Source organism: Bradyrhizobium sp. CB1015 (genome assembly GCF_025200925.1).
Lineage (GTDB): Bacteria > Pseudomonadota > Alphaproteobacteria > Rhizobiales > Xanthobacteraceae > Bradyrhizobium.
This window is the reverse complement of sequence record NZ_CP104174.1, coordinates 6,956,462-6,968,197: the sequence shown is the minus strand read 5'-3', so window position 1 is coordinate 6,968,197 and position 11,736 is coordinate 6,956,462. Positions and strand designations below refer to the sequence as shown.

The following is an 11,736-nucleotide window of genomic DNA, read 5'->3' as shown; positions in this document are numbered from 1 at the left end:
GGGGCTGATCGCCAATGTCGGCGTTGATTGAAGAGGGGCGGGCGAAGGTCAATTTGAGCCTTCGCGTCGTCGGCCGTCGTGCCGATGGTTATCATGATCTCGAAAGCGTGGTCGCGTTCGCCGACTGCGCCGACCGGCTGACGCTGGAGCCGGGCGGCGAGCTGAAGCTCACCACCACCGGGCCGCTGGCTGCCGCTTGCGGCGACACCGCCGACAATCTCGTGCTCAAGGCCGCCAGGCTGCTGGCCGAGGCCGTCCCCGGCCTGAAGCTGGGCGCCTTCGCGCTCGACAAGGTGCTCCCCGTTGCAGCCGGCATCGGCGGCGGCTCGGCGGATGCAGCGGCCGCGCTGCGGCTCCTGGCGCGTCTGAACGATCTGTCGCTTGACGATCCCCGCATTCAGAAGGTCGCGCTCGCGACCGGCGCCGACGTGCCGGTGTGCCTCCTCTCGCGCGCCTGCGACATGACCGGCGTCGGCGAGCAGCTGTTGCCGCTCGCGCTGCCGAGTATGCCCTGCGTCATGGTCAATCCGCGCGTGCCTGTTGCCACCAAGGACGTGTTCCAGGCGCTGGGCTTGCGCAACGGCGAGCTCCTGGTCGGCGTCACCGACGTCATCCGCGCACCGGCTTGGCCCGAGGAGGGCGGCTCGATTTCCGACTGGGTCGAGGTTCTCGATACCGTCGCCAACGACCTTGAGGCGCCCGCGCTGCGGATCGAGCCTGTGATCGGCAAGGTGCTGGACGCCTTGCGCGATTCCGCCGGCGTCAAGCTCGCCCGCATGTCCGGCTCCGGGGCGACGTGCTTTGCGATCTACGGCGCGCCTGCGGAGGCGCATGCCGCCGCCGAAAAGATCCGCCGCGATCACCCCGACTGGTGGGTGCATGCGGGCACGTTGAGCTAACCCGCGCCGTCCTCGTCGAGCCCGAGAAACCGCCGGATCTCACCCAACACCTCCTGCGGCTTGTCGTGCTGCAGCCAGTGTCCCGCCCCGGCGATGGTTTCGACGCGCGCGTTCTGGAAATAGCGCTCCAGGCCTGCGGCCCTGGCGCCCGTCAGAAAGCTTTCGCCGGCATTGAGCAGCAATGTCGGGCAGGTGATGCGCGACCACAGCTCGATGTGATCGTCGGGCCAGAGCCGGTGCGGCGCAGAGACGCGCTGGTAGGGATCGAATTTCCAGCTATAGCTGCCGTCCTCGTTCCGCCGGGCGCCATGCGTGGCGAGATGCAGCGCGAGGTCGCGGGCCAGGCGCTTGTTGTGAAGCATCATCTGCGCGGCCGCGTCCTCGATCCTCGCATAGCGGCGCGGGATGCGGTCGTGCAGCCTGTCGAGCTGGCCGACCCATTTGCCGATGCGCTCATGCACCGGCGGCTTTGGTGTACCGGGCAACATGGTCACGCCGTCGAGGACGACGAGCCTCGTGACCTGTTCGGGGAATGCGCCCGAATAGATCAGGCTCACCATGCCGCCCATCGAATGGCCGATCAGGGTGACCTGAGGCGCTGCGGTGCTGCGAACCAGCTGCGCGAGATCGTACACATATTCTGTCAGCGCGTAGCTGCCGCCCCGCGTCCAGTCGGAATCACCATGACCACGCAGGTCGGGCGCGAGCACGCGAAAATGCGGTTGCAGCGAGCGCGCGATGTGGTCCCAGCTGCGGCAATGATCGCGACCGCCGTGCACCAGGATGGCGACGGGTGCACCCTCGTTGCCCCAGTCGGCGTAGTGCAGCCGCAGGCCGTGCGATTCGTAGAAGCGGCTTTGCGGGGCGCTAGCCATTTGCCGGCCGCCGCGCCAGCGCGAGCGAGAGGCCGAGGCCCGCGATGAAGACGGCGGAGCCCTGCGTGAGGCGACGCATCAGCTGCGGCCGTCCGATCAGCTGCGCGCGCGTCGCCGAGGCCATCAGCACCACCACGACATCGGCGAGCGTGTTCAGCGCCACCGAGATCGCACCCAGCAGGATGAATTGCAGCGTCGGATTCGATCCCGCGGGATCGAGAAACTGCGGAATGAAGGCGAGGAAGAACGCCGCGGTCTTCGGATTGAGCGCTTCGACCAGCACGCCGTCGCGGAACGCGCGCTTGTCGCCGATGGGCTCGCTCCCAAGCGACAGGTTGCTGCCGGCGCTGCGAAACGTCTTGATGCCGAGCCAGATCAGATAGAGCGCGCCGACGAATTTCACGGCGGCAAACAGCTCCGCACTGGCCAGGATGATGGCGGAGATGCCGAGGCTGCCCGCGACCACATGAACCAGTCCACCCAGCGCCGTGCCCGCGGTCGAGGCAAAGCCGCTGGCTCGCCCCTCCGACAAGGTCCGCGCCGCGACGTAAAAAATGCCAGGACCGGGAACGGCGGCGATGAGGAAAGCTGCGGCCAGGAACAGCCCAAAATTCGTTTCGATCATCCCGTTTTCGTAGCGGAGCGAGCGGCGATTGCAAGGCCTCTCGTTCAGCCCATCCGGCGCAAGATCACGCTGGCATTCACCCCGCCGAACCCGAACCCGTTGGAGATGGCATGCTGCATCGGCATCGGCCGCGCGCTACCTGCGACAATGTCGATGCCGTCCGCGCTGGAATCGGGGTCTTCGAGATTGAGCGTGGGCGGCGCGATCTGGTCGCGCAGCGCGAGCACGGTGAAGATCGCTTCCAGCCCGCCGGCGGCGCCGAGCAGGTGACCCGTGGCCGATTTGGTCGCGCTCACGGCAATGCCGCGGTTGCGGCCGAACAGCGCGGCGATGGCGCCGAGCTCGCTCTCGTCGCCCGCCGGTGTCGAGGTCGCATGCGCGTTGAGGTGCTGCACATCGGCAGGCGCAAGCCTGGCCTGCCGCAGCGCGATCTCCATGGCGCGGCGGGCACCGTCGCCATCGGGCGGCCCTGACGTCATGTGATAGGCGTCCGCGGTGGTGCCGTAGCCGACGATCTCCGCGATCGGCCTCGCGCCGCGCGCCTGCGCATGCTCCAGCGCCTCGATCACCAGGATGCCGGCGCCTTCGCCCATGACGAAACCGTCGCGGTTGCGATCGAACGGACGCGAGGCGCGCGCGGGCTCGCCATTGAAGCCGCTCGACAGTGCACGCGCTGCCGCAAAGCCGCCGAGGCTGACGATGTCGATGCAGGCTTCCGCGCCGCCGCAGATCGCAACGTCTGCTTCGCCTGATCGAATCATGCGCGCGGCATCGCCGATCGCCTGCACACCGGCCGCGCAGGCGGTGACGGGCGTGCCCAGCGCGCCCTTGTAGCCGTACTTGATCGAGACGTGGCCGGCGGCGAGATTGGCGAGGAACGAGGGGATCGTGAACGGCGACAGCCGGCGCGCGCCGCGCTGCTCGGTGATGCGCACCGCCTCCGCCATCGCCGGAAAGCCGCCGACGCCGGAGGCGATGATCGTCGCGGTGCGCTCGAGCGCGCTCGCGTCCTGCGGTGTCCATTTGGCTTGCGCGACGGCTTCTGCCGTGGCGAGCAGCGCAAACAGGATGAAGCGGTCCATCTTGCGCTGGTCTTTGGGCGCGGCAGCTTGCGCGGGATCGAAACCGCCGTCGGCATCATCCGTCTTGTCGGGCACGAGACCTGCGATGCGCGCCGGCAGCGCCTGTGCCCATTCCGGCAACGGGCGCAGCCCGCTTTGCCCGGCGAGCAGCCGCCGCCACGTCAGTTCGACGCCGCAGCCAAGCGGCGACACCGCGCCCATTCCCGTTACGACGATACGACGCATGTCAGTCTCCAGCCGGCGCGACGGCCGGGTTCATGGCCTTGAGCGAAGCGAGCCGTGCGCGCATGCCGCGGCTGGCGCGGGGACCTGCGACGACGACCGCATTGGCGAGCGTGATCGGGCGCTTGTCGGTGGCATCGACCACAATCGGCTCGAGCGGGCGGACGTCGCTCCGGTTCGCCAGCAGGATGGATTCGCCCTTCGGCGCGAGATGCTTGTTGCCCCAAGCGAGCAGCGTAGCGATCACCGGGAAGAAATCCCGCGCCTTGTCCGTCAGCACATATTCGTAGCGCGGCGGACGCTCCTGATAGCGGCGACGAACGAACATGCCGCTTTCGGTGAGATGCGCAAGCCGCCGCGACAGGATGTTCGGCGCGATGCCAAGGCTTTGCGAGAACTCGTCGAACTTCGTGGCACCCTGAAACGCATCGCGCAGAATCAGGATGCTCCACCATTCGCCGACCGTCTCCACCGCGCGACCGACCGGGCATTCGAGGATCGAGGAGGATTTTGGCTGCATGGCGGGAAGTTAGGTGAGTCACTTGCAAAATGCAAGTGACTGGATGAGCGCAAGCACGCGGAGCGAATGAGACTGGCTTCTGCTGGAGAGACGAAGCGCAGTTGCAGGACAGACGCTCTCGTGCCTCGGACGCAGCGCAGCGCCTCCTTGCGGTGCGCTGCAGAGCCGGGGGCCACACTGCTGATCGTTGAATGTCGCATGGGGTCCCGGCTCCGCGCAGCAGCGTTTCACGCTGCAGCGCGTCCGGGACACGAAAGCGAGCGGTGCCGTCGCGCATTACGCCGTCATTGCGAGCGCAGCGAAGCAATCCAGGCTTGAGCCTCCCCTAAATCGGTGGACACCTATAGCTTAGGCAGCGAGAGGTGTCAGATGGCTGTCTCCGCGGCGGGATTCTGGATTGCTTCGCTGCGCTCGCAATGACGATGTTGATGCAGCGCGCACTTATCCATCACCGTCACCCTGAGGCGCTCGCCTCTTCGGCGAGCCTCGAAGGGCGACGGCCCGGCTGCAAGCTCGGCCGTGCATCCTTCGACCGGACTAACAACGGTACGGAAGCGAGAGGGGGGCGCCGTCGCCTAATGCGACCTTGCCAAGCAAAACGCCACGACCTGCTCCAGCGCGCTCTTCATTGGCGAGGGCGGGAACAGCGCGAGCGCATCCACCGCCATGGCGCCGTAGTGCTGAGCGCGGCTCAGCGTGTCCTCGAGCGCGCGGTGCTTGTTCATCAGGCCAATGGCGTGATCGAGATCGGAATCGCCGATCTCGCCGCGCTCGAGAGCCCGGATCCAGAAGGCGCGCTCGGTGTCGTTGCCGCGGCGGAAGGCGAGCACGACGGGCAGCGTGATCTTGCCTTCGCGGAAATCGTCGCCGGTGTTCTTGCCGAGCTTGGCGCTCTTGCCGCCGTAGTCGAGCACGTCGTCGACGAGCTGGAAGGCGATGCCGAGATTCATGCCGACCGAGCGGCACGCGGTCTGCTCCGCCTTGGGGCGGTTGGCGATCACGGGACCGACCTCGCAGGCGGCGGCGAACAATTCGGCCGTCTTGCCGCGGATCACGGCGAGATATTCGTCCTCGGTGGTCGCGGTGTTCTTGGCAGCCGCGAGCTGCATCACCTCGCCTTCGGCAATGGTGGCGGCGGCCGCGGAGAGGATGTCGAGCGCGCGCAGCGAGCCGACCTCGACCATCATGCGGAAGGCTTGCCCCAGCAGGAAGTCGCCGACCAGCACGCTCGCCTCGTTGCCCCAGAGCATGCGGGCCGAGAGCTTGCCGCGGCGCATCTCGCTCTCGTCGACGACGTCGTCGTGCAGGAGCGTCGCGGTGTGCATGAACTCGACTGAGGCAGCTAACTTGATGTGGCCGTCACCGGCGTAGCCGGCGAGATTGGCCATGGCGAGCGTCAGCATCGGCCGCAGCCGCTTGCCGCCGGAGGAGATCAGGTGGTTGGCCACTTCCGGAATCATGGTCACGTCGGAGCCGGTCCGCGACAGGATCGTGGCATTGACGCGCTCCATATCAGGGGCGACAAGGGCAACCAGCTCTTCGATCGACGCGCCGGGAGTTTCGAAAGGTACGATGACGGCCACGCCGGTCTCCAATATTTGCCCCGGAAGGGCTATTCTGATGGAAATACAATAGAAACTGGCAGCGGATGCGGCAAGGGCCGCGGAACCATTGACATTTGCCGCGTTAGCCACTTTCAGGCAGGAGATCTGCGTTTTGCGTGAACTGGTTCGGACCAACGATATGGTGCTGGTGTCGGCGATCGGCGCGCTGCTCGACGGCGCCAACATCCATCACCTGGTGCTGGACCAGAACATGAGCATCATCGAGGGTTCGCTCGGCATCTTGCCGCGGCGGATCCTGGTTCATGAGGACGACGCCGAGGAAGCCAGGGCGCTCCTCACCGAAGCCGGCCTCAGCCACGAACTGCGCGGCGATGATTGAGGCCGCGGATATTACCGAGGACGGCTTTCTCGGCGGGCAGTTGCGCTTGATGCAGAAGCGGTCAGGTCACCGCGCCGGGCACGACGCCGTCCTGCTCGCAGCGGCGACCGACGCTAAGGCGGGTGACCGCGTCGTCGATCTCGGCGCCGGCGTCGGCACGGCGGGGCTCGCGCTGGCGCGTCGCGTCGCGGGGATCAGGCTCAGCCTGGTCGAGATCGATCCGGAACTGGCGCAGCTCGCGCGGGCCAACGCCGCGGCGAACGCGATTCCCGCCGAGGCCATCGTGCTCGACGTCACCGCCGATGCGCAGGCGTTTGCAGCAAAGGGACTTCTGCCCGACAGTGCCGACGCTGTGCTGATGAACCCGCCCTTCAACGATCCCGCACGCCATCGCGGCTCACCGGATCAGGCGCGCCACACTGCGCATGTGGCGACGCAGGAGACGCTGCATGCGTGGGTGCATGCAGCCCGGCGTATTCTCCGATCGAGCGGCGTGCTGACTCTGATCTGGCGCGCGGACGGAATCTGCGACGTCATGGCAGCGCTGTCACGCGGCTTCGGCAGCCTTGCGATCCTGCCGGTTCATGGCGAAGCGGGAAAACCCGCCATCCGCGTGCTGGTGCGCGCAGTCAAAGGCGGCCGGGCACCGACGCGATTGCTGCCCGGCCTCATGCTTAACGAGGAGTCAAACGTGCCTAAAAAAGAGGTGCGGGATATTCTGGAGGGGAGGGCGGCGTTGCCGCTGGCGGAGCCGTGACGGCTTACTGCGGAAGCGATTCCGTCTGCTGCTCTTGCGGGGACGTAAAGCGAATCGCCGTGAAGAGCGCACCGATCAGCAGCAACAGCAGATAGATCTTCATGGCGTTTCCTCCGCTGCCTATTGCAGCTTCCCAACGGGGATTCTGCAAAACACGTTCCAGGCACTTTCAATGACACTCGCGTGATAAGAAATGGTTAATCAGAGGTAAGGCCATGGACGAACAATTGAACGATCGTGAGAGTTCCGGCCTGGCCGACAAGCTCATGCAATATCTGCCGGCGCGCTTTCGTCCCGGCACGGCGGTCGTGCCGGTGGTGCGGCTGTCCGGTGTGATCGGCGCGGTGACGCCGCTGCGTCCGGGCCTGACGCTTGCCGGCGTCGCGCGGGTGCTCGAGCGGGCGTTTTCCTATCGGCACGCCAAGGCGGTGGCGCTGGTGATCAACTCGCCCGGCGGCTCGCCGGTGCAGTCGCGCCAAATCTTCTTGCGCATCAAGCAGCTTGCCGCGGAGAAGAAGCTTCCTGTGCTCGTGTTCGTCGAGGACGTCGCGGCGTCCGGCGGCTACATGATCGCCTGCGCCGGCGACGAGATCATCTGCGATCCCTCCTCGATCCTCGGCTCCATCGGCGTGGTCGGCGGCAGTTTCGGTTTCCAGGAGGCGATCAGGCGGCTCGGCATCGAGCGGCGCCTCTACACGGCAGGCGAGCACAAGGCGATGCTCGACCCGTTCCTCCCCGAAAACCCCGATGACGTCATGCGACTGAAGGCGATCCAGCGCGAGATCCACCAGATCTTCATCTCGCTGGTCAAGGAAAGCCGCGGCGCCCGGCTGAAGGGAGCCGACGACACGCTGTTCACGGGCGAATACTGGGCGGGGGAAAGCGCGATCGCGCTGGGGCTCGCCGACAGCATCGGCGATCTCCGCTCAACTCTTCGTGCCCGCTATGGCGAGAAGGTTCTCACGCCCGTGATCGCGCAGCCGACCGGGCTGCTGTCAGGCCTTTTGGGCCGGAAATCGCCCGGCGCGGGGCAGCTTTTGGCCCTGGACTCAGTGGCCGGGCTGCCGGACGAGCTGATCTCGGCGGTCGAGACGCGGGCGATTTGGGCGAAATTCGGGTTCTAGGGCTCGCGCTCCCGCGCCATTTCGCCCGGGCGGCGCCGATTGCGGCGCAGGTCCATCTGCGCAACAATGCGCGTGGGGGCTGAGCATGAGACGAGGATCGACCGATGCCGCCGTTCGTCGCTTTCGCGGGCGTCCTGGGCGGGCTTGCCGTGGTCCGCTGGGCCTACAAGACCGCCGTCCGGATCAACCAGGAGCTGGAGGAGATGCGCCTGTCGCGCGTCGCCGAAGCCGCCCGCATGGGGGATATCCAGACGCTGAAGCGTGACCCCGTGACCGGAGCTTACCGGCCGGGCTAGGCGCTTTCTCCCCACGCACAGCTGCGCTCCCTCTCCCGCTTGCGGGGGAGGGCTGGGGAGGGGGCTCTCCACAAGCGAGACCCCCCGAGGACAGAACCCTCACCCGGCGCTTCGCCATAGCCGAGGCTTTGCCTCGACGTCTCTTAGAGGAACGGCCGCCATAGGCGGCCTACGCCTCTCCCGCAAGCGGGAGAGGTAAGAAGCCCCCTTCGCCTTGATTCCCATCCCCGCCGTCGATACGGTCCCGCGCGATTCAAAACCCCCCGCGAGAGCCTGATCTGACGATGGACGCCTCATTGCCCGCCCATATGCGCCCGGAACGCTCGTTCCAGGGCTTCATCCTCGCGCTCCAGCGGTTCTGGGCCGAGCAGGGCTGCGTGATCCTGCAGCCCTACGACATGGAAATGGGCGCGGGTACCTTCCATCCGGCGACCACGCTGCGCGCGCTCGGGCCAAAGCCCTGGAACGCGGCCTATGTGCAGCCCTCGCGCCGGCCCAAGGACGGCCGCTATGGCGAGAACCCGAACCGGATGCAGCACTATTACCAGTTCCAGGTGATCATGAAGCCGTCGCCGCCGAACCTTCAGGAGCTGTACCTGAAGTCGCTCGCCGCGATCGGCATCGATTCCGCCGTGCACGATATCCGCTTCGTCGAGGACGATTGGGAGAGCCCGACCCTGGGCGCTTGGGGCCTCGGGTGGGAGTGCTGGTGCGACGGCATGGAAGTCAGCCAGTTCACTTACTTTCAGCAGGTCGCGGGCTTCGAATGCGCGCCGGTCGCGGGCGAACTCACCTACGGGCTCGAGCGCCTCGCGATGTATGTGCAGGGCGTCGACCGCGTCTACGACCTCAACTTCAACGGCCGCGAGGGCGATGCCAAGGTCACCTATGGCGACGTGTTCCTGCAGGCCGAGCAGGAATATTCGCGGCACAATTTCGAATATGCCGACACCGCGATGCTGTTCGAGCAGTTCAAGATGGCGGAAGCCGCCTGCGAAAAATATCTCGACGCGGGCTGGCGTGACGGCGGCAACAAGAAGCAGCATCTGATGGCGCTGCCCGCCTATGACCAGTGCATCAAGGCGAGCCACGTCTTCAACCTGCTCGATGCCCGCGGCGTGATCTCCGTGACCGAGCGGCAGAGCTACATTCTGCGCGTGCGCGAGCTGGCAAAAGCTTGTGGCGAGGCGTGGATCCACACTGAAGCGGGCGGAGCGGCCTGATGCCCGATCTTTTGCTTGAACTGTTCTCGGAAGAGATCCCCGCGCGCATGCAGGCGAAGGCGGCCGACGATCTGCGCCGCATGGTCACCGACAAGCTGGTTGCCGAAGGCCTGGTCTACGAGGGCGCAAAGGCCTTCGCAACGCCGCGCCGCCTTGCGCTCACCGTGCACGGCATCCCTGCGCGCCAGCCCGACCTGAAGACCGAGCGGCGCGGCCCGAAAGTCGGCGCGCCGGACGCGGCCGTGCAGGGCTTTCTGAAAGCAACGGGATTGAAGTCGCTGGACGAAGCAAAAATCCAGCGCGACCCCAAGGGTGATTTCTACATCGGCTTGATCGAGAAGCCCGGCCGCGACGCGATCGACGTGCTCGCCGAAATCCTGCCCGTCATCATTCGCACCTTCCCCTGGCCGAAATCGATGCGCTGGGGTGCGCGCTCCGGCAAGCCCGGCTCGCTGAACTGGGTGCGTCCGCTGCACGCGATCACCGCGACCTTCGGGCTCGAGACCGAACAGCCCGATGTCGTGAAGTTCGAGGTCGACGGCATCGAGAGCGGCCAGACCACTTACGGCCACCGCTTCCTCGCGCCGGCGGCGATCTCTGTGCGCCGGTTCGAGGACTATGAAGCAAAGCTGCTCGAGGCCAAGGTCGTGCTCGATCCCGAGCGCCGCAAGGACGCGATCCTCACCGACGCCAAGCAGTTGGCCTTCGCGCAAGGCTTTGAGCTGGTCGAGGACCAGAACCTGCTCGACGAGGTCGCGGGCCTCGTCGAATGGCCGGTCGTGCTGATGGGCTCGTTCGAGCCGGAGTTCTTGAAGACTCCCGACGAAGTCATCCGCGCCACCATCCGCAACAACCAGAAGTGTTTCGTGGTGCGCGACCCCAAGACGGGCAAGCTCGCCAACAGGTTCATCCTGGTCGCCAATATCGAGGCGACCGATGGTGGTGCGACCATCATCGCCGGCAACGAGCGCGTGATCCGCGCGCGGTTGAGCGATGCGAAATTCTTCTACGAGACGGATCTCAAGACCAAGCTCGAGGACCGGCTGCCGAAGTTCGAGCAGATCGTGTTCCACGAGAAGCTCGGCACGCAGGCTGCGCGCATCAAGCGCATCGAGCGCCTCGCTGCCGAGATCGCGCCGCTGGTTGGTGCCGATGTCGTTAAGGCCACGCGGGCGGCGCATCTCGCCAAGGCGGATTTGCTGACCGAAGTCGTCGGCGAATTCCCTGAAGTGCAGGGCCTGATGGGCAAGTACTACGCGCTCGCGCAGGGCGAGGACGCCTCTGTCGCCGCTGCCTGCGAGGAGCACTACAAGCCGCAGGGGCCCGCTGATCGAGTGCCGACCGATCCGGTCAGCATTGCCGTGGCGCTCGCCGACAAGATCGACACGCTCGTGGGCTTCTGGACGATCGATGAGAAGCCGACGGGCAGCAAGGATCCGTATGCGCTACGCCGTGCTGCACTGGGTGTGATCCGACTGATTGCCGAGAACGCGTTGCGTCTGTCGCTCATGAAGGTGGCGGGATCCGCGCTCGCCGGCTTGTCGGTGAAGCCAACCGATGCCGCGAAGCTTCCCAGCGATCTTCTCGCCTTCTTCGCCGACCGCCTCAAAGTCCAGCTCCGCGAGCAGGGCGCGCGGCACGATCTCGTCGACGCCGTGTTCGCGCTCGGTGGCCAGGACGATCTCCTGATGATCGTCCGCCGCGTCGAGGCGCTCGGCAAATTCCTCGATTCTGACGACGGCAAGAACCTGCTCGCCGGCACCAAGCGCGCCAGCAACATCCTCGCGATCGAGGAGAAGAAGGACAAGCGCAGCTTCGACGGTGCGCCCAATGCCGCGCTCTACAGCCTCGCTGAGGAGAAGGCGCTGGCGAAGGCGATCGGTGAGGTCAAGGCGGAAGCCAGCGCTGCGGTCGCCAAGGAAGACTTCGCCGCCGCCATGAGCGCGATGGCAAAGCTGCGGCCCCCGGTCGATGCCTTCTTCGACAAGGTTCGCGTCAACGAAGACGATCCGAAGGTGCGCGAGAACCGCCTGAAGCTCTTGAACGAGATCCGCAGCGCCACGCGTGCGGTGGCGGATTTCTCGAAGATACAGGATTGAGGCGCGGGGTATAGCGGCTCTCGTGCCCCGGACGCTGCGCAACGCTTCTTAGCGTTGCGCTGCAGAGCCG

Annotated in this window: 12 protein-coding genes; 7 read left to right on the top strand and 5 right to left on the bottom strand. The window is 66.2% G+C overall.

Features of this window, described 5'->3' with window-relative positions; genetic code table 11:
* The first annotated feature begins 14 nt into the window (after positions 1-14).
* Complete coding sequence (locus tag N2604_RS32725; protein WP_260372094.1) at positions 15-899, top strand: 4-(cytidine 5'-diphospho)-2-C-methyl-D-erythritol kinase; 885 nt, start codon at positions 15-17, stop codon at positions 897-899.
* Here N2604_RS32725 and N2604_RS32720 read toward each other — a convergent pair.
* The 5 genes from N2604_RS32720 to N2604_RS32700 all read right to left on the bottom strand — a co-directional run bounded on the left by N2604_RS32720 (position 896) and on the right by N2604_RS32700 (position 5,806).
* Entirely contained in the window at positions 896-1,774 is an 879-nt protein-coding gene (locus N2604_RS32720) for an alpha/beta fold hydrolase (RefSeq protein ID WP_260372093.1), read from the bottom strand. The genes N2604_RS32725 and N2604_RS32720 overlap by 4 nt on opposite strands.
* Positions 1,767-2,399, bottom strand: coding sequence for a LysE family translocator (locus N2604_RS32715; RefSeq protein WP_260372092.1), 633 nt, complete (start codon positions 2,397-2,399; stop codon positions 1,767-1,769). Before N2604_RS32715 ends, N2604_RS32720 begins: the two co-directional genes overlap by 8 nt.
* Positions 2,400-2,443: 44 nt before the next feature.
* Complete coding sequence (gene fabF, locus N2604_RS32710) at positions 2,444-3,706, bottom strand: beta-ketoacyl-ACP synthase II (protein ID WP_260372091.1); 1,263 nt, start codon at positions 3,704-3,706, stop codon at positions 2,444-2,446.
* Position 3,707: 1 nt separating this feature from the next.
* Positions 3,708-4,223, bottom strand: a complete 516-nt coding sequence (locus N2604_RS32705; protein ID WP_260372090.1) for a helix-turn-helix domain-containing protein — start codon at positions 4,221-4,223, stop codon at positions 3,708-3,710.
* A 575-nt stretch (positions 4,224-4,798) separates the two neighbouring features.
* The gene (locus N2604_RS32700; RefSeq protein ID WP_158669111.1) at positions 4,799-5,806 is read right to left on the bottom strand and encodes a polyprenyl synthetase family protein; all 1,008 of its coding nucleotides are present in this window, start codon (positions 5,804-5,806) and stop codon (positions 4,799-4,801) included.
* 133 nt (positions 5,807-5,939) lie between these two features.
* Here N2604_RS32700 and N2604_RS32695 point away from each other — a divergent pair, with 133 nt between their 5' ends.
* The 6 genes from N2604_RS32695 to glyS all read left to right on the top strand — a co-directional run bounded on the left by N2604_RS32695 (position 5,940) and on the right by glyS (position 11,666).
* Entirely contained in the window at positions 5,940-6,167 is a 228-nt protein-coding gene (locus N2604_RS32695) for a DUF2007 domain-containing protein (RefSeq protein WP_008562067.1), read from the top strand.
* The gene (locus N2604_RS32690) at positions 6,160-6,924 is read left to right on the top strand and encodes a tRNA1(Val) (adenine(37)-N6)-methyltransferase (RefSeq protein WP_260372089.1); all 765 of its coding nucleotides are present in this window, start codon (positions 6,160-6,162) and stop codon (positions 6,922-6,924) included. The genes N2604_RS32695 and N2604_RS32690 overlap by 8 nt, the downstream gene beginning before the upstream one ends.
* Before the next feature lie 215 nt (positions 6,925-7,139).
* Positions 7,140-8,048 (top strand): S49 family peptidase, encoded by a 909-nt coding sequence (locus N2604_RS32685; protein ID WP_260372088.1) that lies wholly within the window; start codon positions 7,140-7,142, stop codon positions 8,046-8,048.
* A gap of 104 nt (positions 8,049-8,152) precedes the next feature.
* Entirely contained in the window at positions 8,153-8,344 is a 192-nt protein-coding gene (locus N2604_RS32680; RefSeq protein WP_028178670.1) for a hypothetical protein, read from the top strand.
* 284 nt (positions 8,345-8,628) lie between these two features.
* Positions 8,629-9,567 carry a glycine--tRNA ligase subunit alpha gene (locus N2604_RS32675; RefSeq protein ID WP_260372087.1) on the top strand — a complete coding sequence of 313 codons (939 nt, stop codon included), beginning with the start codon at positions 8,629-8,631 and terminating at the stop codon, positions 9,565-9,567.
* Positions 9,567-11,666 carry a glycine--tRNA ligase subunit beta gene (gene glyS / locus N2604_RS32670; RefSeq protein WP_260372086.1) on the top strand — a complete coding sequence of 700 codons (2,100 nt, stop codon included), beginning with the start codon at positions 9,567-9,569 and terminating at the stop codon, positions 11,664-11,666. The genes N2604_RS32675 and glyS overlap by 1 nt, the downstream gene beginning before the upstream one ends.
* The last annotated feature ends 70 nt before the right edge of the window (positions 11,667-11,736 follow it).